This window comes from Streptomyces griseorubiginosus (assembly GCF_017614965.1).
Lineage (GTDB): Bacteria > Actinomycetota > Actinomycetes > Streptomycetales > Streptomycetaceae > Streptomyces > Streptomyces griseorubiginosus_B.
The window spans coordinates 1-23,311 of record NZ_WVUG01000131.1; the positions used below are offsets into that span (position 1 = coordinate 1).

A 23,311-nucleotide genomic window follows, 5' to 3' on the forward strand; every position below is an offset into this window, starting at 1 on the left:
GCCGGGGGCCATGCCTCCCCGACCCCCGAGCCCGGCCGGAGCACCGCCGCCGGCCACCCCTCCTGGATCAGCGCCGCGGAGGCCGCGCAGGGCGACGTCCAGGGCCGGCTGCACAACCTCGACTCGGGTCTGTGCATCGCCGTCGTCGGCAAGAAGGTCGTCCAGGGCGCCGAGACCGAACTCGCCACCTGCTCCTCGGCCACCGGCCAGCAGTGGGCGTACGAGACGGACGGCCGGCTGCGCAGTGTCGCCGACCCCGAGCTCTGCCTCGACTCCCACCTCGCCTACTCGGTGCAGCTGGCCCCGTGCACGGACGGCAACCCGAAGAACATCCGCTACGACTTCACCCTGCAGGGCACCGTCGTGCCGCGCTGGAACCAGAACCTGGCCCTGAGCCCCGCGGCCACCGACGGTTCGGGCGCGCTCGTGGTCAAGACCCGCGACGACACCGACGCCCAGCGCTGGGCGTTCGACACCTCCCGCGCCGACCTGCAGATGCAGGTCGTCAACTGGGACGCGGACACCAGGGCCGAGCCGTCGCCGTCCGTCAAGAAGGCCGCCCCCGAGGCCTCGAGCACTCCGGCCGCCACACCGACGCCGAGCGCGCAGCCGACCACCGCCCAGCCGACGCCGTCGACCCCGTACCCCTCGAACCCGTACTGCTCCTACAACCCCGCCTACTGCCAAGGCCCGGGCGGCTACGGCGGCGGATACGGCGGCCCGGGCGGCGGCTACGGCTGGGGCGGCTACGGAGGCGGCCGCCACTGACGGCCCGGCCCGGGCCCGCTCGGACTCAGACCACCTGCAGCGACAGCCACAGCGCCGCAACGGCCGACACCAGCGCGGCCGGCGTTGCGACGAGGCCGAGCCGGGTGAAGTGCCCTAGGTGCACGTCCTGCCCGTGCCCGTGCACGATGCGCCGCCACAGCAGCGTCGCCAGGGAGCCGGCGTAGGTCAGGTTCGGGCCGATGTTCACCCCGAGCAGCACCGCCAGCACCGCGCCGGGTCCCGCCGCGGCGGACAGCGGCAGCAGGACCAGCACGGCCGGCAGATTGTTGATCAGGTTGGCGAGGACGGCGGCCAGCGCGGCGATCCCGAGCAGCGCGAGCAGCCCCGAACCCGTGGGCACCACCTGGCCGAGCGCGTCGGCGAGCCCGTTGTCCACCACCGCCCGCACCACGACGCCGAGCGCCAGCACGAACGCCAGGAACGCGGGCGAAGCGGCCTTCAGCACCGCCGGCGGGGTGGCGCGCCGCCGTACCAGCGCCCGGCCGGCCATGACCAGCGCGCCCGCGGCGGCCACCCACGCCGGCTCCACGCCGAGCGTCGAGGCGACCACGAACCCGGCCAGCGTGCAGCCGACGGTGATGAGCGCGAACAGCGGCAGCTCGGGCGTCCCGCCGGGCTCGGGGGAGTGGGCGGCGGCGCTCAGGTCGTCACGGAAGAAGCGCCGGAAGACCAGGTACTCGACGCCGATCGCCACCACCCACGGCAGCGCCATCAGCGCGGCGAACCGGGTGAAGCTCAGCCCGCTCGTCTCGAACGCCAGCAGGTTGGTCAGGTTGGACACCGGCAGCAGCAGCGAGGCGGTGTTCGACAGATGGGCGCACGCGTACAGGTGCGGTCTGGCCCGTACGCCCGCCCGGGCGGCCGTCGCGAACACCACCGGTGTCAGCAGCACCACCGTGGCGTCCAGGCTGAGCACCGCGGTGATCACCGAGGCCAGCACGAACACCGCGGTCAGCAGCCGCCCGGGCGACCCGGCCGCCCAGCGCGCCATCCACGCCCCGCATGCCTGGAACAGCCCCTCGACGTCACAGAAGTGGGCCAGCACCAGCACCGCCGCCAGAAAGCCGACGACCGGGCCGAGCCGCGCCGCCTCCTGCCTGGCGTGGTCCAGCGGGATCGCGCCGGTGGCGATCACGATCCCGGCCGCCGGCACGGCCAGCACCGCCTCGGGCAGCCCCTTCGGGCGGACGACGGCGAAGCCGAGGACGGCGGCGAGCAGGACGACGGACAGGGCTTCGGCGAGCGGGGTGTTCAGGGCAGGGTCCTTCAGGGCGACGCGAGGCGGGAGGGCTCCATGAAATCAGTCCCCGGTAAGAGGCCCGTCAGGACCCCGCTGCTCAGGGGCCCGTCCCGGGGGCGAACACCATCAGGCGTACGGAGGACGCGTTGCCGGAGACCGGGACCGGACCGCCCGTCCACGTCACCTTCAACGGGTCCCTCTCGTCCGGCGGGGTCACCAGCAGCGCCGCGGGGGTGGCGGCGTGCGCGCCGCTGACGCCGGGATTGGAGAACGTCATCCCTGCCCAGGCGCTCCTGCCGGGCGCCAGCGTCACCGTCGTGGGTGTCCCCGACTCGCGCACCGGGTCCGGTCCGAGCTGCCTGCCCGACGCGTCCAGGAAGGCGGCACCGGGATAGCCGCGCACCGTGCAGGTGCGCGAGGACGTGTTGGTCAGCACGATCGGGAAGTTCTCCTGCCCGGCGCCGGGGTCGTTGCGCCCGACGCTCGCCCGCAGCTCGGAGGTGTGACAGCGGCTCTTGGAGGCGGCCGACGTGGTCTGCGACGGCGGCGTGCCCACGGTGAGAGTGGCCTTGCCGGCCGTGCTGCCCGGCGCCGAGGCCGAGGCGGTGACGGACGCGCTCGCCGAGTCGGTGGCGGCGCCGCCGGTGGCAGGCGCCGCCGTGCCGCTCAGCGTCTGCGGAGAGCTCGCGCCGCTGTCACCGCCACTGCCGCAGGCCGTCAGCGTGCCCAGCAGCAGGGCCGCGCCCGCCGCCAGGGCCGCCCGGTGGACGGAGGGGGACTTGTTCGCCATGGTCCTCAACACTCCCGGAGTTTGCCCGCACACGCCACAGCGCGTGCGTACGGCGCTCTGTGCCCCGTCATACAGGTCCGATGCGCGCCCGGACGAAAAAGTTCGCGCGTGTTTCAGGGTGCGCCCTGCCGGCCCGTCACGCGCACGGAGGCCAGCACGCGGTCGGCGGCGGAGACTGTGCCGTGGGTACGGATCTGGACGTACACCCGGGGCCGCCCGGCACCGTCCGCCGGTGCCAGCGCGGCCTCCGTGACCGTCCCCGGCCGGCCGGAGCAGTCGCTCCAGACGCGGACCGTGCCGCGCCACGCCGTGCCGCTGTAGGTGTGGCCGCCGTCGTAGTGGCAGCCGGGGTGGCTGAGGGCGTCGACCGCGGCCGTGAGGTCCCCGGGCCCGCTCAGGCCGACGAAGGCGCCGTTCACCGGTGCCGCGAGGTCCGGCCATTTGGCCAGGTCGTCCGCGACGGCGAACCCCGGCTCGTGCCCGCCGGGCAGGCCGAGCGCCCGCGGATCCCAGCCCGAGTCGCGCAGCTGGCGGTCCCAGGCGGCGGGGACCTCGGCCGTGACCCGCCCGCCGGTGTCGGCGACCCGCACGGCGGACGCCGGCGCGGACCGGTGGAGGAGCGCCGGAATCACCCCGATGGCCGCGGCCACCGCCACCACGCCGGCGACGGCGAGGGCCCGGCGGTGCCGCCGGGGCCGTCGACCCGTCGAGGCGAGCCCTTCCAGCTCCTGGGCGAAGGCCCGCGCGGTGGGCCAGCGCCGTTCCCGGTCCGGCTCCAGCGCCCGCATCAGGGCGCGCCGGACCGCCGGGTCCAGGTCCGGGCGCAGCCGGTCGGGCGGTACGACCTTGCCGGGCTCGCCCGGCACCGTGCCGGTGACCAGGTGGTAGCCGACCGCGCCGAGGCTGTACACGTCGGCCCGTTCGTCGATCCCCGCACCGACCTCGGCCTGCTCCGGCGGACGGTAGCCCGCCGAGCCCGCGGCCAGGGTGAGTCCGGACGCCTGCGCCAGGCTCTTGGCCAGCCCCAGGTCGGCGAGCAGCACCCGCGGACCGCTCCCGGACAGCAGTACGTTGGTGGGCTTGATGTCCCGGTGCACGATCCCCGCCTCGTGCAGCGCCGCCGCGCCCCGGGCGGCCAGCGCCGTCAGCCGCAGCGCCTCGGGGACCGGCAGCGGACCGTCGGCGACCAGGTCGGCGAGGGTGCCGCCGTCGGCGTACTCCATGACGAAGTACGGCCGCTCGTCGGGGAGTTCACCGATGTCGTAGACCTGCACCACCCGCTCGGAGCCGGCCCGGCGCAGCATGCGCGCCTCCTCCAGGAAGCGCTCGCGCACATCGAGGCGGTGGGCCCAGTTGTCGGCGAGGACCTTGACCGCGACGGGCGCTCGCAGCACGTCGTCGTGGGCGAGCCAGACCGTGCCGAACGCGCCCGTGCCCAGGCGTCGTTCGAGGCGGTAGCGCCCGATCCGCTCCACGGAGTGCATACGACTATCATGCCTGGACGTGGATCGATCCCGAGCCGAGCACCTGGTCGTGCCCACCGAGGAACTCGCCCGTCTGGCCGCCACGGGCGATCCGGCGGCACTGGAGGAACTGCTCCAGGCGATCCGGCCCGAGATCCTCAGGCGCTGCGGCCGCTTCCTGCCCTGCCGCGAGGACGCCGAGGAGGCGGCCCAGGACGTCCTGCTGCAGGTGTCCCGGAAGATCGGCACCTTCGAGGGACGCAGCCGCTTCAGCACCTGGCTGCACACGGTCGTCGCCAACTGCTGCCGCCAGAAGTACCGGGAGCTCAAGCGACGGGCCGCCGAGCAGCCGGCTCCCCTCGACGCCGACCGGTCCGTCGACCCCCGCACCACGAGCGTGATCGCCGGCTCCCGGATCGACCTGCTGGAGGCCCTGGAGCGGCTGGAGCGCGAACACCCGCAGCTGGTCGAGCCGTTGGTCTACCGGGACGTCTGCCAGCTGGAGTACGCGGAGGCCGCGGAGCGCGCCGGGATCCCCCTCGGCACCTTCAAGTCCCGCCTGCACGAGGCCCGCCGCCGGGTCCGCCCCTGGCTGACGGACCGGGCCTGAGCGCTCAGTCCTCGTCCAGCAGGCCGATCTCCGCCCAGATCGTCTTGCCCTCGCCGGTGTGCCGGCTGCCCCAGCGCTGGGTGAGCTGGGCGACCAGCAGCAGACCGCGGCCGCCCTCGTCCCAGGTCTTGGCGCGGCGCAGGTGCGGGGCCGTGTGGCTGGTGTCGGACACCTCGCAGATCAGCGTGGACTCGTCGTGGATCAGCCGCAGCCGGATGGGGTGGGCGCCGTAGCGGATCGCGTTGGTGACCAGCTCGCTCACCACCAGCTCGGCGGTGAACGCCGCCTCCTGCAGCTCCCAGATGTCCAACTGCTCGACGACCTGCTTGCGGATGGGCGCCACCAGCGCCGGGTCGGCGGGGATGTGCCAGGTCGCCACCCGGGCGGCGGGCAGCCCCCGGGTACAGGCCAGCAGCAGGGCCACGTCGTCCGGCGCGCCGCCCGGGGGCAGCAGGGCGTGCAGGATCCGGTCGCACGTCTCGTCCAGCGAGTCCACGTGCCTGGACAGGGCCTCGCACAGCAGCCGGTGACTGGCGTCGACGTCCCGCTCGCGAGTCTCGATCAGGCCGTCGGTGAAGAACGACAGCACGCTGCCCTCGCGCAGCTCCAGCTCCGTGGACTCGAACGGCAGCCCGCCCAGGCCCAGCGGCGGTCCGGCCGGCAGCTCGACCTGCTGCGGTTCGCCGCCGGGCGGCAGCACGACCGGCGGGGGATGCCCGGCCCGGGCCAGGGTGCAGCGTCGTGACACCGGGTCGTAGACCGCGTACAGACAGGTCGCCCCGACCTCGCCGGTGCCGTCGCTGCCGGACTCCGCGGACAGCCGCACCACCAGGTCGTCCAGATGGGTGAGCAGCTCGTCCGGGGCCAGGTCGATGTCGGCGAGGGTGCGTACGGCGGTGCGCAGCCGTCCCATCGTGGCCGAGGCCTGGATGCCGTGGCCGACGACGTCCCCGACGACCATGGCGACCCGCATCCCCGACAGCGGGATCACGTCGAACCAGTCACCGCCCACCCCGGCACGCGCGGCCGGCAGATAGCGGGAGGCGGCGTCCACGGCGGCCGTGTGCGGAAGTGAGCGGGGCAGCAGGCTGCGCTGCAGGGCGAGGGCGGTCTCGCGCTCTCGGGAGAAACGGCGGGCGTTGTCGATGCAGACGGCGGCCCGGGTGGTGATCTCCTCGGCCAGCAGCACGTCGTCGGCCGTGAAGGGGTCCGGCCGCCGGAAGCGGGTGAGGACCGCGACGCCCAGGGTCAGCCCGCGGGCCCGCATCGGCACGGCCATCGTGGAGTGGATGCCGTACTCCCTGACCCGGTCGGCGCGCGCCTTGTGCCAGCTCAGCCACTGGTCGAGCTCGGAGACCGAGGCGACGATGGTGCGGCCCGCGACCAGTGAGTCGGCCTGGGGCGAGCCGGCTGGGTAGTGCTCCGTCTGTCCGGGCTTGAGAACGGCCTCGGGAGTGCCGGGATTGACCGAGGCGTGCGCGGCCCGCCGCAGGGCGATCGGCGCGCTGAGCCGGGGCGGGGGCTCACCGCCGTGCTCCTGGAGGTCCAGCAGGTCGACGCTGATCAGGTCGGCCAGCGCGGGCACGAAGACGTCCGCCAGCTCCTGAGCCGTCCGGGTGACGTCGAGGGCGGTGCCGATGCGCACGCTGGCCTCGTTGACCAGGCGGAGGCGCTCGCGGGCGAGGTAGTGCTCGGTGAAGTCATGGCCGGTAAGACAGACGCCCCGCACCTGTCCCGAGGCATCGGTGAGCGGTGCGAGCCGGGTGAGGAAGGCGGAGGAGTGGTCGAGACCGCTGGGGCGGAGGTAGGTCTCGATGTCGCGCGGCTGTCCGGTTGCGAGCACCTCGCCCAGCAGGTCCTCGAGGTCCTGGTTCTCCTTGCGGACGCCGATGTCGGTGATCCGCAGCCCGGTCACCTTGTCGACGGGCAGATCGATCATCCCGACCATGCGCTCGTTGAGCCAGCGCAGGCGCAGGTCCCCGTCGCACACCAGCATCGGACAGGGGGACTGGGCCAGTGCCGCCGCGGTCAGCGTGTCGTCGGACGGACGGAGTTCCGCGCCGTCCGGCGGGACCACGACCTGCCAGCTGGCCGGGTTTCCCTCGGGCGGTCTGCGCAGCGCGAGCAGCCGGACGGACAGGGTGCGGCCGTCCCGGTGGCGCAGGTCGAGACCGCCGCTCCACCGGGGACCCGGGGGAGGGGCGAGTTCCTGCGCGCCGGCCAGGAGGGTGGCCGCCGGACGGCCCACGATCTCGGCGGCCTCGAACCCCAGCAGTCGTCGGGCTCCGGCGCCCCACCGGACCACGCGTCCCCGCTCATCGATGACGGCCCTCGCGGTCGAGGCATCGTCGAACGGATCCACCGGGCTCATCGTCGCCACCCATCGCGCCTACGCACAGTGAACAAGTGCGTCACCGGAGTCCCAGCGTAGTGCGAAGTGGTCCGCGGCGAACGAGGAACCCCCGAGTGTGTGGGTGCGGTCGGTCAAGGGGCAAAACCGGCCGTTGTCGCCCGCGCGGCAGAACGGCGCCCGCCGCACCCTTGACGGGCGCGCGTGGCAGACCGTCAGAATCTGTTTGTTCACGATCAGTTGTGAGTACTTCTGGGCCCTGATGAGGGAGAGCCGCCATGACGGTCACTCGCAGATCGGTTCTGCTCGCCTCCACCGCCGCACCCGCGGCCGGTGTGCTCCTGGCCACACCGGCGGCCCGTGCCGCCGCGGCGGCCGGGGGCGCGGCCGGCCGGCACACGGTCGCGCTGCGCGACGGCTGGCGCTTCGCGCTGGTCGATCCGGCCGGCATCACCGATCCGACCGGCGCCTACACGAACGCCCCCGACCCCGGCTACGACGACTCGGCCTGGCGCGAGGTGGCCGTTCCGCACGACTGGAGCATCGAACAGACCCCCACCACCCAGTACGGCACCACCAGCGGCACCGGGTTCTTCCCCGGCGGCCTCGGCTGGTACCGGCTGGCCTTCACCCTGCCGCCCGCCTTCACCGGCAAGCGGATCTCGGTGGAGTTCGACGGCGTCTACATGGACTCCTACGTCTACTGCAACGGCACCCAGGTCGGCCGCCACCCCTACGGCTACACCGGCTTCGCCCTCGATCTCACCGGTCTCGTGCACACCGACGGCAGCACCGCGAACGTGCTCGCGGTCAAGGTGCAGAACCAGCTGCCCAGCAGCCGCTGGTACTCCGGAAGCGGCATCTACCGCGAGGCCCGCCTGGTCATCACCGAGCCGGTGCACGTGGAGCGCTGGGGCACGTACGTCACCACGCCGGACATCAGCGCCGAGCGGGCCGTTGTACGGGCCCGGACCTCGGTGGTCGACGAGTCGGGCGCCACGAGCCGGGTGGAGATCCGCTCGACGGTGAAGGACCCCTCCGGCCGTACCGTCGCCCGCGCGGCCACCACGGCCACCGTCACCGACAAGGCCGCCGAGACACACGAACTCACCGTCCCGAAGCCGAAGTTGTGGGACTTCGCGACCCCGCACCACCGCTACACCCTGGTGACCGAACTGCGCGTCGGCGGCAGGACCGTCGACACCTGCCGCACCACCTTCGGCATCCGCGAGTACCGCTTCGACCCCGACGAGGGCTTCTCCCTCAACGGCACCCACACCAAGATCAAGGGCGTCGACCTCCACCACGACCAGGGCGCCCTCGGCTCCGCGATCAGCATCGACGCGGTGCGCAGACAGCTGACCATCATGAAGTCGATGGGTGTCAACGCCTTCCGCACCTCCCACAACCCGCCCTCGCCCGAGATCGTCCAGGTCTGCGAGGAACTGGGCATCGTGATGATGGTGGAGGCCTTCGACTGCTGGAGGACCGGCAAGACGAAGTACGACTACGGCCGCTTCTTCGACGAGTGGTGCGAGAAGGACGCCACCGAGATGGTCCTCGCGCACCGCAACTCACCGGCCGTGGTGCTGTGGTCCATCGGCAACGAGATCCCCGACTCCACCTCCACCGCGGGGCTGGCGATGGCCGACCGGATCATCGCCGCGATCAAGGCGGCCGACGACACGCGGCCGGTCGTCATCGGCTCCAACAAGTACCACTCCGTGCCCGCCGCCGGTTCGGCGGCCGACCTCATGCTCGCCAAGCTGGACGGCCTCGGACTCAACTACAACACCGCCAGGTCGGTGGACGCCCTGCACGCGAGGTACCCGAAGCTGTTCCTCTTCGAGTCGGAGTCCTCCTCGGAGACCTCCACGCGCGGCACCTACCAGGAGCCCGAGCACCTCAACACCGGCGAGAACCACACGCCGGGCAGGCGGGAGGTCTCCTCCTACGACAACAACCTCGCCTCCTGGACCATGAGCGGCGAGTACGGCCACAAGAAGGACCGGGACCGCAAGTGGTTCGCCGGGCAGTTCCTGTGGTCCGGGATCGACTACATCGGCGAGCCGACCCCGTACGACGTCTTCCCGGTGAAGGCGTCCTTCTTCGGCGCGGTCGACACGGCCGGCTTCCCCAAGGACATGTACCACCTCTTCCGCAGCCAGTGGGTCGACGAGCCGATGGTCCATCTGCTGCCGATGACCTGGAACCACGAGGAGGGTGACACGGTCGAGGTGTGGGCGTACTCCAACGTGGAGACCGTCGAACTCTTCCTCAACGGGACGTCCCTCGGCACCCGGAGCTTCGACACCAAGACGACCACCGACGGCCGCACCTATCTGGAGACCACCGAGGCCACCGGCGACGACAAGACCGTCACCGGCGGCCCCTATCCGGGCAGTTACACCAGCCCCAACGGCAGCGCGGGCAAACTCCACCTGACCTGGAAGGTGCCGTACGCGCCGGGCGAGCTGAAGGCGGTGGCGCGGCGGAACGGCAAGACGGTGGCCACCGACGTGCTGCGCACGGCGGGCGAGGCGCACGCGGTACGTCTCACCGCCGACCGTACGTCGCTCGCCGCGGACGGGCGTTCACTGGTCTTCGTGACCGCGGAGATCGTCGACGCGCGAGGCGTGGTGGTGCCCGACGCCGGGCATCTGATCACCTTCGACGTGAAGGGCGGCTCGCTGGCCGGGCTCGACAACGGCCGCGAGGAGAGCGCCGAGCGCTACCAGGCCACCACCCGGACCGCCTTCCACGGCAAGGCCCTCGCGATCGTCCGCTCCGGGACCACGCCCGGCTCCCTGAAGGTGACCGCGCGGGCGGCGGGTCTGCGGACCGGTACGGCGACCGTGCGCACCACGCCCGCCCGCTCGGTCGCGGCCACACCGGCCCCCGCGTTCGAGCCCGACCACCCGGCAGCCCCGAACTACCCGTACGCGGACGCCAGTTACTCCGGCCGCCCGGACACCCTCCCCGCGGCGATGCTCGACGGCGACCCCGCCACCGGCTGGTCCAACGCCTTCACCAAGTCGGCCACCGCCCTGCTGCCCGCCTTCAACGGGGCCCGGACGCGGGACTGGGTCTCCGTCGACTTCGGACGCACCCGGAACCTCGGCCGGGTGGAGGTGTCCTTCACCGCCGACGCCACCCACAGCCTGCCCGCCTCCGTCGAGGTCGCCGTGTGGAACGGGCACACGTATGTGCCGGTGACCGGGGCGTCGACCGACTGGGCCACCGCCTCGGACGCGCCCACCGTCATCACCTTCGACGCGACCAGCGGCTCCCGGCTGCGTCTGACGATGACCAGCGCGCACCCCGGCACCGCCGCGGGCGCGGTGCGCATCAGCAAGCTGGAGGTCCCGGCCGGCTGACCCCGGGCAACGGTCCGGACGGGAAGTCGTCCCGTCCGGACCGTTGACGGAGTGTCATGGCGCGAACAAACATGAGCTGCGTCCGCATCTGGGAGCGCTCCCATCGAGTTCGGTGAGCGTCACCCGCCCCTCCACCCGAGGAGCCCAGACGTGAAACGACGCAGAACCGTCCTGCTGACCCTGGCCGCCCTGCTGGGCGCGACCCTCACCGGGCTGCCCGCCGGCCCGGCGGCGGCCGACGAGGTGGAGCAGCTGAAGAACGGCACCTTCGACACCACCACCGCTCCCTGGTGGACGACGAGCAACGTCACCGCGGGCCTGTCCGACGGACAGCTCTGCGCGGACGTCCCCGGCGGCACCGCCAACCGCTGGGACGCGGCCGTCGGCCAGAACGACGTCACCCTGGTGAAGGGGGAGTCGTACCGGTTCGCCTTCAAGGTCTCCGGTTCTCCCGAGGGGCACGTGGTGCGGGCGATCGTGGGGCTCCAGGTGTCGCCGTACGACACCTACTTCGAGATCAGCCCGCAGCTGACGGTCTCCGGGGACACGTACGCCTACACCTTCACCTCGCCCGTCGACACCACCCAGGCGCAGGTCGCCTTCCAGGCGGGCGGCAGCGCGGACGCGTGGCGGATGTGCATGGACGACGTGTCGCTGCTGGGCGGGGTGCCGCCGGAGGTGTACCACCCCGACACGGGACCGCGGGTGCGCGTCAACCAGGTCGGCTATCTGCCCTCCGGCCCGAAGAACGCCACCCTCGTCACCGACGCCACCACCAGGCTGCCCTGGCAGCTGAAGAACGCCGGCGGAACCACCGTGGCGCACGGCTGGAGCGTGCCGCGCGGGGTCGACGTCTCCTCCGGGCAGAACGTGCACTCCATCGACTTCGGCGCCTACCGCAGGCCGGGCAAGGGCTTCACGCTGGTGGCCGACGGGGAGACCAGCCGCCCGTTCGACATCGGGACCGGTGACTACGAGCAGCTGCGGCTGGACTCGCTGAAGTACTACTACCCCCAGCGCAGCGGCATCGCGATCCGCGACGACCTGCGCCCGGGCTACGGCAGGCCCGCCGGCCATGTCGACGTCCCGCCCAACCAGGGTGACTCGAACGTCGCCTGTCAGCCCGGCGTCTGCGACTACACCCTCGACGTCACCGGCGGCTGGTACGACGCGGGCGACCACGGCAAGTACGTCGTCAACGGCGGCATCGCCACCTGGGAGCTGCTGAGCACCTACGAACGCGAACTGCTGGCCCGCACCGGCGAGTCGGGCAGGCTGCGCGACGGCACCCTCGCCGTCCCGGAGAGCGGCAACAAGGTGCCGGACGTCCTCGACGAGGCGCGCTGGGAGCTGGAGTTCCTGCTGAAGATGCAGGTGCCGGACGGCCGGCCGCTGGCCGGGATGGCCCACCACAAGGTCCACGACGAGCAGTGGACGGGCCTGCCCCTGCTGCCCAGCGACGACCCGCAGAAGCGTGAGCTGCACCCGCCCTCCACCCAGGCCACCCTCAACCTGGCGGCGACCGCGGCCCAGGCGGCACGTCTGTACCGGCCCTACGACCGCGCGTTCGCCGCGAAGGCCCTGAGCGCCGCGCGCAAGGCGTGGACCGCCGCTCTCGCCCATCCCGCGATGTACGCCTCCGCGAGCGACGGCACGGGAGGCGGCACCTACGACGACACCAACGCCACCGACGAGTTCTACTGGGCGGCGGCCGAGCTGTACCTCACCACGGGGGAGCAGCAGTTCGCCGACTACGTCCGCACCTCGCCCGTGAACACCGCCGACATCTTCGGCCCGCTCGGCTTCGACTGGGGCCGGACGGCCGCGGCCGGGCGGCTCGACCTGGCCACGGTGCCCAGCAAGCTGCCCGGCCGGGACAAGGTGCGCCAGTCCGTCGTGAAGGGCGCCGACCGCTATCTGGCCACGCTCACGTCCCAGCCGTACGGGATGCCCTACGCCCCCGACGACAACCTCTACGACTGGGGTTCCAGCGCCCAGGTCCTCAACAACGCGGTCGTCCTGGCCACGGCGTACGACATCACCGGCGCCGCGAAGTACCGGGACGCGGCGACGCAGAGCATGGACTACATCCTCGGCCGCAACGCCCTGAACATCTCGTACGTCACCGGCTACGGCGAGGTCACCTCGCACAACCAGCACAGCCGTTGGTACGCCCACGAGCTCGACCCGAACCTGCCGAACCCGCCGCGCGGGACCCTCGCGGGCGGACCGAACTCCTCCATCCAGGACCCCTACGCACAGAGCAAACTCCAGGGCTGCGTCGGCCAGTTCTGCTACATCGACGACATCCAGTCCTGGTCGACCAACGAGACCGCGATCAACTGGAACGCGGCCCTGGCCCGCATGGCGTCCTTCGTCGCCGACCAGGGCTGACCACCCCTACGCGCCGGCCCACTTGCGGAGCAGCGCCTCGCGCTCCTCGCGGCGCGGGGTGCCCTCCGCGGCGTGGTGCCGGCCCCAGGCGAGCAGTTCGCCGACGACCTCACGGCTGTCGGTGATCCGTTCCAGGAGCGTACGGGAGAGCTCGTACTCGCCGGGTGTGTGGATGCCGCCGACGGCAGCCGAGAGGACGCTCACCTCCTCGGTGCCGTCGGCGGCGGCCACCCGGACGGTGAAGGCCGGGGGAAGCTCCCCGTCGCCGGTCACCAGGACGGCCACCGAGTCCCACGCCAGCGAGGCCAGACGACGTGCTCCGGAGCGCACGGCCACGTCGGCGGCCTCGATCCCCCGCACCTCCTCCCAGCTCCAGGCCGATCCGTGCCCGGAGCCCACGGTCTCGACGCCGTCCTCCGTCAGCCTGACCCCGGAGGCCGTCCCCGCGGGCTCCGCGCCCAGGTACACGGAGTCCTCGGTGATCCAGAACAGGCCGACCATGGCCATCGGTGCCTCCACGAGCGTGCGGCGGGCGCACATCGGTGCGCGCCCGGGTGTCGGTGGGGGAGACTCCGCAAGGGTCTCGGCGGTTGCGCCGCCGGTCCCGTCAGCGCCGCTCGTGCTCGACGAGTTCGCGGGGCCGCTCGTGCGCGGTCAGGGTGTGCAGCTCGGCCCGGGTGAGGGGCTGATGGACCTCGACGTACTCACCGTTCGGCATCCGCTTGATCACGCCGGTCTCCCGGCCGTGCAACACCAGCTCCCGGTCGCGGAGTTGGAGGCCGAGGCAGACACGGCGGGTGACGACGAAGACGATCGCCGGGAGGACGAACACCGCGACGCGGACCGTCCAGGTGACCGTGTTGATGGAGAGATGGAGGCGGGTGGCGACGATGTCGTTGCCGCCGCCGGCCAGCAGGACCAGGTAGAGGCTGATCCAGGCCGCCCCGATCCCGGTACGGACGGGACGGTTGCGCGGGCGGTCGAGAAGGTGGTGTTCGCGCCGGTCGCCGGTCACCCGCGCCTCCAGGAACGGGTACACCCCGATGAAGACGAGCAGGAGCGGGAAGACCACGACCGGGATCAGGACGCCCAGGACCAGCGTGTGACCCCACAGGGTGATCTCCCACCCCGGCATCACCCGGACCAGACCCTCCGCGAACCCCAGATACCAGTCGGGCTGGGCACCCGTGGAGACCTGGTCGGGGCGGAAGGGGCCGTAGACCCAGACCGGGTTGATCGTCGCCACCGCCGCGACCAGCGTGAGGGCGCCGAAGACCAGGAAGAAGAAGCCGCCCGCCTTCGCCAGGTACACCGGCATGAACGGAGTGCCGACGACATTGCGCTCGGTCCGCCCGGGCCCCGCGAACTGCGTGTGCTTGTGGTACACGACCAGGATGAGGTGGGCCACGACGAGCGCGGCCATGATGCCGGGGATGATCAGGATGTGCAGCGAGTAGAACCGCGCCACGATGTCGTGGCCCGGGAACTCGCCGCCGAACAGGAACATCGACAGATACGTCCCGACGACCGGCACCGACAGCAGCGCGCCGTTGACGAAGCGCAGCCCCGTCCCCGACAGCAGGTCGTCCGGCAGCGAGTAGCCGAACAGGCCCTCGAACAGGCCGAGGAACAGCAGGGCCCAGCCGAACAGCCAGTTGATCTCCCGGGGCTTGCGGAAGGACCCGGTGAAGAAGTGCCGCATCATGTGCGTCAGCATCCCGGCGACGAAGACCAGCGCCGCCCAGTGGTGCAGCTGCCGGATCAGCAGCCCGCCGCGCACGTCGAAGCTGAGGCGCACCGTGGAGGCGTAGGCCTCCGACATCCGCACGCCGTTCAGCGGCAGGTAACCGCCGTGGTACGTCACCTCGTTCATCGACGGATGGAAGAAGAAGGTCAGGAAGATCCCGGTCAGGACCAGGACGACGAAGCTGTACAGGCAGATCTCGCCCAGCAGGAAGGACCAGTGGTCCGGGAAGACCTTGCGCAGGTACTTGCGGCCCAGCGAGTGGATGCCGAGGCGGCCGTCGAGCCAGTCGGCGACGCGCTCGCCCTTGCCGGGGGTCTCGGTGGCGCTCACTCCGCCTCCTCGTCCTTGTGCACGTGCGTGAGCTTGTCGGGGTTGGTCACGATGTAGACGTCGCTGACCCGGTCGCCGTCGGGCGTGAGGTCCATGACCATCACCGCGTACGGGGAGTCGCCCAGGAACAGCACGGCGGCGTCGTCGCCGTTGACCCGGCGGTAGCGCAGGTCGAGGTCCCTGGGGCCGCGTCCCCGGGTGGCGAAGGAGTTGATCAGCCGGACCGCCTTGTCCCGGCCGTGCACCGGCTTCAGGCCCGCCGGCCTGCGCCTGCCGCCGCCGTCCGTCCACACCGTGACATCGGGCGCGAGGATCTCCATCAGCTCCGCGATGTCCCCGCCGAGCGCCGCCCGCACGAACCGCTCGGTCGCCTCCCGCCGCACCCGCGGATGCGCCCGGTACAGCGGCCGGCGGGCGTGCACATGGCCCCGGGCGCGATGCGCGAGCTGGCGTACGGCGGCCGGGGTGCGGTCGATGATCTCCGCGATCTCGGTGTGGGCGTACCCGAAGACCTCGTTGAGCACGAACACCGCGCGTTCCAGCGGCGTCAGCGACTCCAGGACGACCAGCATCGCCAGTGACACGGACTCCGTGCGCAGGGCCGGGTCCTCGGCGCCGTCGCCCTCGGTGACCAGGGGCTCGGGCAGCCAGGGGCCGACGTAGGTCTCGCGGCGACGGGTGATCACCGCGCGGCGCTGGAGGGCGTGGTTGACGGCGATGCGGACCAGGTAGGCGCGCGGGTTGTCGATGCCGTCGGTGCCCCGGCCGGTCCAGGACAGCCAGGTCTCCTGCAGCACGTCCTCGGTGTCGGCGACGCTGCCCAGCATGTTGTAGACCAGGCCGAACAGCAGCTCGCGATGGCCGATGAACACATCGGTCGCCTCATCGACAGAACTCTCGGACATACGTGGACCTCCCGTCGGTGCGCTCACTACTTCGACCCGAACCGGGGGCCCGAATGTGACATCGGACCGAAGGTGTGTGACGCACGTCTCAGCGACGTCACACTCGCCGGCCGGCCCGCCCTCTTGAACGCGAGTCCCGCACGGGAGACCGATTCGACAGGAGGGACCCGATGAGCATCGACTTCACCGCCATGTACGCCTCGCACGACGCCTTCCGGCGCGATCTCGAGCGCCTCGCGCAGGCGGTCGCCGAGGGCCGGGCGCACACGCCGGGTGTCCGGGCCGGCTGGGCGAACTTCACCCGGCAGCTGCACATCCACCACACCGCCGAGGACGCCGAACTGTGGCCCCGGGTACGGGAACGCCTCACCGGGCGCCCCCGGGACCTCGCCCTGCTCGACGACATGGAGGCCGAGCACGCCCGTATCGACCCCCTGCTCGCGTCGGTCGACACGGCGCTGACCGACCGGGCACCCGAACTACCCGATCTGGTACGGGCGTTGACGGCCACTCTGGACGACCATCTGGGGCACGAGGAGGACAGCGCGCTGCCGCTGATGCAGGACGTCCTCACCGCCGCGGACTGGGGCGCCTTCACCGGACGGATGCGCGAGACCCAAGGGCTGCGCGGTGCCTCGGTGTTCGTGCCGTGGATCGTCGACGGCGCCGGGCCGGCGGACCGGGAGCGTTTCTTCGGCTCCCTCCCGGCGCCGGTACGCGTCCTCAACCGGCTGTTCTGGGAGGGGAGTTACCGTCGCAAGGGGCTGTGGGCCGGCGTCCAGGACGCGTTCTAGGACGCGTCGTGGAAGACGATGCCCAGTGCGTGCCTGCGCCCGGAGCGCACGGTGCTCACCCCGTGTCGCATCGCCCCGGCCGACCAGCCGCGCCGGGTGCGCACGGGACGGTCCCGGGTGGTGAAGACGAGCCCGTGGCCCTGTTCCAGCGCGGTCGCGGTGCCCCGGGACTGGGCCCGGGGCCGCTGCTCGACCATGAGGAACTCGCCCCCGGTGTAGTCGGCGCCGTACACGTCGAGGCCGACGACCACCTGGAGGGGGAAGACCAGCTCGCCGAAGACGTCCCGGTGCAGTGCGTTCCAGTCGCCCGCCCCGTACCGCAGCAGGATCTGCGCCGACCGGTCCTGCCCGGCCGCATGGCACCGCTCCAGCCACTCCTGAAGGGAGTCCGGCCAGGGCGCCGGGCGGCCGAGCCGGGCCGCCCAGTCCCGGGCGACGGGCAGCAGCCGGGGATACAGGGCGGCGCGCAGCGCGGCCACCGGGGCCGGCAGGTCGTGGGTGAAGTACCGGTACTCGCCGGAGCCGAACCGGTGGCGCTCCATGTCGACGGTGGTCCGGAACAGCTCCGGCTTGTCGTACAGCGCGGCGAGCTCACGGCACTCGGCCGGCGTGAGCAGCGGTCCGGTGGGCGCGCTGCCGTGCACGTCGAGCTCGGCGGCGAGGGCCGTCCAGTCGGTGTCGCCGGCCCGCTTGCGGGCCTGGGCCCTGGTGAGCGTCACGTCGTCTCCCTCCGTCACACCAGCATCGGCTGCAGCGCGCCCTCATGGGTGAGCAGCCGCACCTTGCGCTCGACTCCGCCCGCGTAGCCGCGCATCGAGCCGTCGGCGCCGATCACGCGGTGGCAGGGGCGGACGATCAGCAGGGGATTGGCCCCGACCGCCGCACCCACGGCCCGGATCTCGTGCCGCGGCACCTCCAGCCGCGTGGCGAGTTCGCCGTAGGTGGTCGTGGTGCCGTACGGGATGTCGTCCAGGGCCCGCCACACCCGCTGCTGGAATCCGGTGCCGGCGGGGGCGAGGTCGAGGTCGAAGCGGGTGAGCCGGCCCGCGAAGTAGGCGGAGAGCTGCCGGGCCGCCTCGGCGAGGGCCGCGTCGTCGCGCCGCCAGTCCGCGCCGACGGCCGGCGCGCGCCGCCGGCCCGGCAGGGACAGCGAGGTGAGGGTCGTCTCCCGCCCCGCCAGCAGCAGTTCGCCCAGGGGGCTGTCGAGGGTCGTGTACGTGTTCATGGCTCAAGTCTGCTGCGCCGCACCGGTCGCGACCGGCGGGAATCGGACGTGGTCCTCACTCTTGGAGCACCTCTCGAGGTACCGTCGCGCGGGTGCTGTGAGCAGGGAGTATTTACGCATGAGTACCTCGGCGGTACCGTGAAGGCATGCCAGCCCTGAATGTGGAGTTCAGTGATCGTGAACTCGAGGATCTGCGGCAGATCGCCAAGGAACGCGGCACGTCGATGAAGGCGCTCGTGCGTGAGGCGGCGGCGGCCGACATAGCCCGGCACCGGGCCCTGCAGGAAGGGGCGGAGGCGTTCCGCCGCTTCTTCGCCTCCCACGCCGACGAGTTCGCCGCCGCGTTCCCCGAGGACGAACCATCCGCCACGGGCGAGGGGCGGGTCGCCTGACCGATGGCACCCGTCATCCACATCGACGTGCCCTGGCTGCTCCAGCGCCATGAAGAGGTCCTGCCGGACCAGCCGACCGTCAACGACTTCTCCGCGCTGGTCGCCGCCGTGGCCCGGCACCGCGTGGACCCGCCCCGCCTCGGCGTGGACTCCGACCCGGCCTGGCGGGCGGCCGCCCTGCTGCACACCCTCGCGCTGCTCAAGCCGCTGCCCTCGGCCAACGCCCGCTTCGCCTGCTCGACCGCCGTGGCGTACATGTTCGTCAGCGGCGTCGGCATCGACCCGCCCTACGGCGCCCTCGTCGATCTCGCCCGCGATCTGATCGACGGCAAGACCGATGTCTACGGCGCGGCGGACCGGCTGCGCTCCTGGCAGATCTGAGGACCCCGGCCGCACGGCCCTGTCACCCGCCGGGGCCGCCGGCCCAGGGCGGGAGGAACAAGGCCGGCGGCCCGTGCGGCGCAGGAGAGCCGCCGTCCTGCGCCGGGGCCTTTCGAGAAGGTCCGGCACCAGTGCACTACGGGGGCGCGCACGCCGGGAGCGTGCGCGGTGCTCCGGCGCGTGCGCCTGTTTCACACGGGGCGCCTGGAATGAGGAAAGCCGGGGCGGGGAACGCGAGTTGCGACCGTATCTGACTTCCCTTCAAAGATGCGGATGTTGCTCAAGTGCCTTGTTGGTCATCAGTGTGTTGTGCAAGGGTTGACCACCCGTGCGGGGGGAATGGCCGGGGCACGTTCGCCTGGCTGAGGGGAGCAGGAGCCGACGGACGTACCCGAATTCACGCTCCTCGCGCTCGCCGTCCAAGAGGTGTGCACCACCAGGGGGCCTTTTCGGCGGCGGTGACTCCTGTGTGTCCTATGCGCGTGGGAAGGAATTCGCTCAGTGGCCACCCCCCACCCCCCTCGTCCGCCTTACCCGCCGGCCGGCGGGGTTCCGGGAGAATCCGACGAGAACGTCGCCGCCCGGCTCCGCGGCCGCCCCGACGGTGAGACCGCACGTTCCGTCGCGTTGCTCATGACGCGGCACTGGCAGCCGGCCCGCGACTACGCGGCCATCTGCCTCGCCTCCCGCAACGAGGTCGCCTCCATGGTGACCTCGGCCGCCTTCCACCAGGTGCTCGACCGGCTGGCACTCGGCGAGCCGGCGCTCGCGCTGCGCCCGCGGTTCCTCGTGGCCGTCCGGGACACGGTCCGCGTCTGGACCACGGAGGACCGGATATCCGCCGTTCTGCCGGAGCTGCTGAAACCCGCGGGCGGCCGCGGCATGCGTTCGGCGAAGTCGATGACGCCCGAAAATCGCATACTGGCCGAGCGGTCATTCCAGGCCCTTCCCGGACTCGCCCGGTGTCTGCTCTGGCACACCGAGGTGGAGGCCGAAGCGATAACCGTCCCGGCCGGTCTGCTGGGCATGGACACCGAGACCGCGTCGGCCGCACTCGAACAGGCGCGGGAAAAATTCCGTGAAGGATGTGTACATGCCCATCGGGAACTCGCGCCGAGCAAGGATTGCCGCTTCTACAACCGTCTCCTCGACGTTCCGATTCGGCGTGGCGGAGCGTTGCTGCCCGATGTCCAGCAACATCTGACCGAATGCCGCTACTGCCGTTTCGCCGCCGAACAACTGAGCCATTTCGAGGGCGGCCTGGGAGTGCTGCTGGCCGAGTCCGTACTCGGCTGGGGCGCCCGCCGCTATCTGGAGTCCCGTCCCGGCCGCGCGGGCCAGGGCACGCGGTCGCGCACCCCGCGCCCGCGTGGTTCCGCCCGGCACGGCGGCGGCCGCCCCCGCATCCTGCCCCGCATCCCGCTGCGCGGCCGCGGCACCCCGGGCGCGCCGCGCACCTCGCGGGCGCTGCTGACCGGGCTGGGCGTCGCCTCCGCGGGGCTGATCGCCACGGTCGCCGTCGTCGGCATGTGGTCCCACGACGACGGCGTCGACCCGGCCGCCTCCACCAGCGCGAGCGACGGCTCGACCCCCGGTGCCGGCGCCCGGTCCTCGCCCGGCACCGCCGAACTGCCCACCGTGCCGCGGGACTCGAGGCTGCGCAACGCCTCCGCCGACCTCTGCCTCGCCGTCAGGGGCAGGCCGAAGCCGGGGGCCGACACCGAACTGGCGGCCTGCTCGACCGACACGAGCCAGCAGTGGTCCTACGGCGGCGACGGACGGCTGCGCAGCGCGGCGGCCCCCGACCTGTGCCTGAACTCGCACGTGGACGCCGGCGTGGTCGTCCTCGGCCGTTGCGGGGGCGGTGACGACGTGCGCTACGACCTCACCGTGCGCGGGGAGTTGCTGCCGCGCTGGGACGAGCAGCTCGCCCTGGCCGCCACGACCGACGATCCGGGAGCCGACATCGTCGTCAAGGTCCGGGACGGCTCGCCCGCACAGCGGTGGCTGACCGAGCCCCCGGCGTCCGCCACCCCGGGTTCACTGTCGATCACGGGCCCGGAGAAGCCCGCGGTGCGGCCCGCCGGACTGGCCGGCGAGCGGACGTAGTGCGGGAAGCCCGGGGGCGACCGCAAGGGCCTGTCGGGAAGTCCCGCCGCCCGCCCGCCGCGGCTGGGAAGAGGCCGGCGCCGGCCACCCGGCCGCCGTCCTTCAGCGCGCCATCGACGATCTGCGCCACCTCCGCCTCGTCAGCCAGGCCGGTCACATGGGATCCTCGGCGAGGTCGGCGGCGCTGATCGTGGCCGGTGTGGCGTGCCCGGACAGGGCGAGGGTCAGGTCGAACTCGGCGAGCAGACAGCGGATCACGTGCTCGACGCCCGCCTGTCCGTCCAGGCCGAGACCGTAGACGTAGGGCCGCCCGAGCAGGACGGCCTGCGCGCCGAGCGCGAGTGCCTTGAAGACGTCGTCGCCGCTGCGGACACCGCTGTCGAACAGGACGGTCAGCCGGTCGCCGACCGCCTCGGCCACCCGCGGCAGCGCGTCGGCGGCCGCGACGGAACCGGCGACCTGACGGCCGCCGTGGTTGGAGACGACCACGCCGTCCATGCCGGCGTCGGCGGCGAGCCGGGCGTCGTCCGGGTGCAGGATGCCCTTGAGGACGATCGGACCGTCCCAGTTCTCCCGGAGGAACGCCAGGTCGGGCCAGGTGTGTCCGGCGTCCCCGAACAGCCCGAGGAAGTGCAGCACGGCCGCGTTCGGATCCTCGTGCACGGGCTTGGCCAGTCCCGCCTGGAAGGCCGGGTCGGTGAAGTAGTTGGCGGTGCCCACCCCGTGCAGGAACGGGAGGTAGGCGAGGTCGAGATCCCGTGGGCGCCAGGACACCAGCGGGGTGTCGAGGGTGACGAGCAGCGCGGAGAACCCGGCGGCCTTCGCACGCCCGAGGAAGCTCCTGGTCACCTCGCGGTCCTTGCCCCAGTAGAGCTGGAACCACCGCTCGGTGTCGCCGAGTGCCTCCGCCACCTGCTCCATCGGTGTGCTGGACGCCGAGGACAGGATGTACGGCGCTCCGTGCGCGGCGGCGGCGCGTGCGGCGGCGGACTCGGCGTCCGGATGCATGATCGACAGTACGCCGACGGGCGCCAGCGCCACCGGCGCGGGCAGCGGGCGGCCCAGCACCCGCACCGAGAGGTCCCGCTCGGCGACGTCCCGCAGCATGCGGGGCACGATGCGGCGTCGCTCCAGGGCCGCGCGGTTGGCCCGCATGGTGCTGCCGTCGCCCGCGCCGCCGGCCACATAACCGACCGGGCCCGGCCCGAGCCGCGTCTCGGCCAGCGCCTCGAGTCTGGTCAGATCCGTGGGCAGCCGGGGCACCGCCCCGCTCATCCCGTTGAGATAGATCTCGTACTGGAAATCCGCCCAGTGCTTCGCCACCGTACGCCCCGCCTCTCCGCCTCGAGTACGCGCCGTAGCGACCATACTCGTCGGTATGTGCGGTGCCGCGCACCGGCCTTCACGTAGGGTCGGGCGGCACCGGGGAGGACGGTTCGTCCGTCACGCGTCGTCGGCCGGTGCGTCCTCCGGCTCGGCGTCGGTGTCGGTGTCGGGGCCCTGAGCCCGCACCCGCTGCACATGCTCCAGGGACTCCCGCAGTTCGGTCAGCCAGTCGTCGGTGTGGCGCTGGACCAGCCGTACGCACCAGGCGAGGGCGTCGCTGCGGCTGCGGGCCACCCCGCCCGCGATGAGGGTGTCGAGGACCTGGCGCTCGGGCTGGCGCAGCCGGGTCATCACGGGTGCGGCGACATGGGTGAACAGGGCGCGCTCGCCGCCGCACACCACCCCCCAGGACACCTTGCGGCGGAAGCGGTGCTCGGCCTCGCGCGCCACGGCCACCCGTGCCTCCCGGGTGCGCTCGCGGAATTCCTCGATCCGGCTCCGGACCGCCGCCTCCCGCTCGGCGGCCGAGGCGTCCTCGGCGAGCCGGGGTTCCGGGATGCGGCCGATGACGGTGATCTCCTCACGGTCGGCGGTGAGCTCGGCCAGTTCCTCGAAGAGGTCGTCGGGGATGCGGCCGGTGAACCAGCCGCGTAGCTTCTCGTGCTGCTCTTTCGTAATCATGTAATGACGATTACTCGGCATTTTCATGAGCGCAAGGGGGTGCCGAGGAGTCCGCGGAGAGCTCAACCGGAATGTTTCAGGCCTATTAACGAAGCGGGCGGAATCAGCCACTTGGCTGCTTCGGGCGATCAAGAACCGCTCAGTTTTGGGGTTCGGCCGGTCGGGTGCCGTGACTTCGCGCCACTGATTCAACACGCAAGGTTACTGATTCACAGGGGGTCGAGGTGAGTTTCCGCGGCGGACTCGGCAGACTCGCGCTCGCCGGTCCGGCACCGACCCGAGACGGTCCGGCACCCCTTGGAATCCAGCGGAAGGATGCACACAATGCGGAACACCGCGCGCTGGGCGGCGACCCTCGCCCTCACGGCCACCGCCGTCTGCGGCCCCCTCACCGGAGCCGCCCTCGCC

Annotated in this window: 19 protein-coding genes and 1 pseudogene; 9 read left to right on the forward strand and 11 right to left on the reverse strand. The window is 72.3% G+C overall.

Annotated elements, in window-relative coordinates; genetic code table 11:
• Positions 1 to 768 (forward strand): RICIN domain-containing protein (locus GRC12_RS23675; protein ID WP_208781371.1); only part of this gene is annotated, 768 nt, incomplete at its 5' end.
• A 25-nt stretch (positions 769 to 793) separates the two neighbouring features.
• Here the strand turns inward: GRC12_RS23675 and GRC12_RS23680 are convergent.
• The 3 genes from GRC12_RS23680 to GRC12_RS23690 form a co-directional block, all read right to left on the reverse strand.
• Positions 794 to 2,044, reverse strand: coding sequence for an arsenic transporter (locus GRC12_RS23680; protein WP_208781388.1), 1,251 nt, complete (start codon positions 2,042 to 2,044; stop codon positions 794 to 796).
• An 82-nt stretch (positions 2,045 to 2,126) separates the two neighbouring features.
• Positions 2,127 to 2,819, reverse strand: coding sequence for a DUF4232 domain-containing protein (locus tag GRC12_RS23685; RefSeq protein WP_208781372.1), 693 nt, complete (start codon positions 2,817 to 2,819; stop codon positions 2,127 to 2,129).
• A gap of 113 nt (positions 2,820 to 2,932) precedes the next feature.
• Positions 2,933 to 4,303, reverse strand: coding sequence for a serine/threonine-protein kinase (locus tag GRC12_RS23690; RefSeq protein WP_208781373.1), 1,371 nt, complete (start codon positions 4,301 to 4,303; stop codon positions 2,933 to 2,935).
• 19 nt (positions 4,304 to 4,322) lie between these two features.
• Between GRC12_RS23690 and GRC12_RS23695 the strand changes: the two genes are divergently transcribed.
• Positions 4,323 to 4,892, forward strand: coding sequence for an RNA polymerase sigma factor (locus GRC12_RS23695; RefSeq protein ID WP_208781374.1), 570 nt, complete (start codon positions 4,323 to 4,325; stop codon positions 4,890 to 4,892).
• A 4-nt stretch (positions 4,893 to 4,896) separates the two neighbouring features.
• Here GRC12_RS23695 and GRC12_RS23700 read toward each other — a convergent pair whose 3' ends face one another.
• Complete coding sequence (locus GRC12_RS23700; RefSeq protein ID WP_208781375.1) at positions 4,897 to 7,263, reverse strand: SpoIIE family protein phosphatase; 2,367 nt, start codon at positions 7,261 to 7,263, stop codon at positions 4,897 to 4,899.
• A gap of 257 nt (positions 7,264 to 7,520) precedes the next feature.
• On the opposite strand from GRC12_RS23700, the gene GRC12_RS23705 reads away from it, so the two are divergent.
• Both GRC12_RS23705 and GRC12_RS23710 read left to right on the forward strand, forming a co-directional pair.
• Positions 7,521 to 10,619 carry a glycoside hydrolase family 2 TIM barrel-domain containing protein gene (locus tag GRC12_RS23705; protein ID WP_208781376.1) on the forward strand — a complete coding sequence of 1,033 codons (3,099 nt, stop codon included), beginning with the start codon at positions 7,521 to 7,523 and terminating at the stop codon, positions 10,617 to 10,619.
• Between the two features lie 150 nt (positions 10,620 to 10,769).
• A complete protein-coding gene (locus GRC12_RS23710; protein WP_208781377.1) occupies positions 10,770 to 13,013 on the forward strand; it encodes a glycoside hydrolase family 9 protein in 2,244 nt (747 codons plus the stop codon).
• Positions 13,014 to 13,019: 6 nt separating this feature from the next.
• Here GRC12_RS23710 and GRC12_RS23715 read toward each other — a convergent pair whose 3' ends face one another.
• The 3 genes from GRC12_RS23715 to sigJ all read right to left on the reverse strand — a co-directional run bounded on the left by GRC12_RS23715 (position 13,020) and on the right by sigJ (position 15,995).
• The gene (locus GRC12_RS23715) at positions 13,020 to 13,520 is read right to left on the reverse strand and encodes a hypothetical protein (RefSeq protein ID WP_208781378.1); all 501 of its coding nucleotides are present in this window, start codon (positions 13,518 to 13,520) and stop codon (positions 13,020 to 13,022) included.
• Positions 13,521 to 13,620: 100 nt separating this feature from the next.
• Positions 13,621 to 15,090, reverse strand: a complete 1,470-nt coding sequence (gene qcrB, locus GRC12_RS23720; RefSeq protein ID WP_208781379.1) for a cytochrome bc1 complex cytochrome b subunit — start codon at positions 15,088 to 15,090, stop codon at positions 13,621 to 13,623.
• The gene (gene sigJ / locus GRC12_RS23725; protein WP_208781380.1) at positions 15,087 to 15,995 is read right to left on the reverse strand and encodes an RNA polymerase sigma factor SigJ; all 909 of its coding nucleotides are present in this window, start codon (positions 15,993 to 15,995) and stop codon (positions 15,087 to 15,089) included. Before sigJ ends, qcrB begins: the two co-directional genes overlap by 4 nt.
• A gap of 170 nt (positions 15,996 to 16,165) precedes the next feature.
• On the opposite strand from sigJ, the gene GRC12_RS23730 reads away from it, so the two are divergent.
• Positions 16,166 to 16,789 (forward strand): hemerythrin domain-containing protein, encoded by a 624-nt coding sequence (locus GRC12_RS23730; protein ID WP_208781381.1) that lies wholly within the window; start codon positions 16,166 to 16,168, stop codon positions 16,787 to 16,789.
• On the opposite strand, the gene GRC12_RS23735 is transcribed toward GRC12_RS23730, so the two are convergent.
• Positions 16,786 to 17,508, reverse strand: a complete 723-nt coding sequence (locus GRC12_RS23735; protein ID WP_208781382.1) for a 2OG-Fe(II) oxygenase — start codon at positions 17,506 to 17,508, stop codon at positions 16,786 to 16,788. The two genes, GRC12_RS23730 and GRC12_RS23735, sit on opposite strands and share 4 nt — an antisense overlap.
• 14 nt (positions 17,509 to 17,522) lie before the next feature.
• Positions 17,523 to 18,014 (reverse strand): methylated-DNA--[protein]-cysteine S-methyltransferase, encoded by a 492-nt coding sequence (locus GRC12_RS23740; RefSeq protein ID WP_208781383.1) that lies wholly within the window; start codon positions 18,012 to 18,014, stop codon positions 17,523 to 17,525.
• Between the two features lie 146 nt (positions 18,015 to 18,160).
• On the opposite strand from GRC12_RS23740, the gene GRC12_RS23745 reads away from it, so the two are divergent.
• From GRC12_RS23745 to GRC12_RS23755, 3 genes are all read left to right on the forward strand, one after another.
• Positions 18,161 to 18,406, forward strand: a complete 246-nt coding sequence (locus GRC12_RS23745) for a hypothetical protein (RefSeq protein WP_133043640.1) — start codon at positions 18,161 to 18,163, stop codon at positions 18,404 to 18,406.
• Between the two features lie 3 nt (positions 18,407 to 18,409).
• Positions 18,410 to 18,787: a toxin Doc gene (locus GRC12_RS23750; RefSeq protein ID WP_208781384.1), complete on the forward strand. Its 378-nt coding sequence runs from the start codon at positions 18,410 to 18,412 to the stop codon at positions 18,785 to 18,787.
• 501 nt (positions 18,788 to 19,288) lie between these two features.
• The gene (locus tag GRC12_RS23755; protein ID WP_208781385.1) at positions 19,289 to 20,896 is read left to right on the forward strand and encodes an RICIN domain-containing protein; all 1,608 of its coding nucleotides are present in this window, start codon (positions 19,289 to 19,291) and stop codon (positions 20,894 to 20,896) included.
• A 153-nt stretch (positions 20,897 to 21,049) separates the two neighbouring features.
• On the opposite strand, the gene GRC12_RS23760 is transcribed toward GRC12_RS23755, so the two are convergent.
• Together GRC12_RS23760 and GRC12_RS23765 are read right to left on the reverse strand one after the other, a co-directional pair.
• On the reverse strand, positions 21,050 to 22,219 hold the full coding sequence (locus tag GRC12_RS23760; RefSeq protein WP_208781386.1) for a lactate 2-monooxygenase: 1,170 nt from the start codon (positions 22,217 to 22,219) through the stop codon (positions 21,050 to 21,052).
• A 120-nt stretch (positions 22,220 to 22,339) separates the two neighbouring features.
• Positions 22,340 to 22,903, reverse strand: coding sequence for a hypothetical protein (locus tag GRC12_RS23765; protein ID WP_208781387.1), 564 nt, complete (start codon positions 22,901 to 22,903; stop codon positions 22,340 to 22,342).
• A 324-nt stretch (positions 22,904 to 23,227) separates the two neighbouring features.
• On the opposite strand from GRC12_RS23765, the pseudogene GRC12_RS45720 reads away from it, so the two are divergent.
• Positions 23,228 to 23,311 (forward strand): annotated as a pseudogene (locus tag GRC12_RS45720) (protease inhibitor protein); the annotation flags it as partial.

Bases quoted from the DNA above. Each gene is read 5' to 3' on its own strand.
- GRC12_RS23765 (WP_208781387.1), bottom strand. From the start codon at position 22,903: ATGATTACGAAAGAGCAGCACGAGAAGCTACGCGGCTGGTTCACCGGC.
- GRC12_RS23705 (WP_208781376.1), top strand. From the start codon at position 7,521: ATGACGGTCACTCGCAGATCGGTTCTGCTCGCCTCCACCGCCGCACCC.
- GRC12_RS23745 (WP_133043640.1), top strand. From the start codon at position 18,161: ATGCCAGCCCTGAATGTGGAGTTCAGTGATCGTGAACTCGAGGATCTG.
- GRC12_RS23715 (WP_208781378.1), bottom strand. From the start codon at position 13,520: ATGGCCATGGTCGGCCTGTTCTGGATCACCGAGGACTCCGTGTACCTG.
- GRC12_RS23685 (WP_208781372.1), bottom strand. From the start codon at position 2,819: ATGGCGAACAAGTCCCCCTCCGTCCACCGGGCGGCCCTGGCGGCGGGC.
- GRC12_RS23700 (WP_208781375.1), bottom strand. From the start codon at position 7,263: ATGAGCCCGGTGGATCCGTTCGACGATGCCTCGACCGCGAGGGCCGTC.
- GRC12_RS23740 (WP_208781383.1), bottom strand. From the start codon at position 18,014: ATGAACACGTACACGACCCTCGACAGCCCCCTGGGCGAACTGCTGCTG.
- sigJ (WP_208781380.1), bottom strand. From the start codon at position 15,995: ATGTCCGAGAGTTCTGTCGATGAGGCGACCGATGTGTTCATCGGCCAT.
- GRC12_RS23730 (WP_208781381.1), top strand. From the start codon at position 16,166: ATGAGCATCGACTTCACCGCCATGTACGCCTCGCACGACGCCTTCCGG.
- GRC12_RS23750 (WP_208781384.1), top strand. From the start codon at position 18,410: ATGGCACCCGTCATCCACATCGACGTGCCCTGGCTGCTCCAGCGCCAT.
- GRC12_RS23690 (WP_208781373.1), bottom strand. From the start codon at position 4,303: ATGCACTCCGTGGAGCGGATCGGGCGCTACCGCCTCGAACGACGCCTG.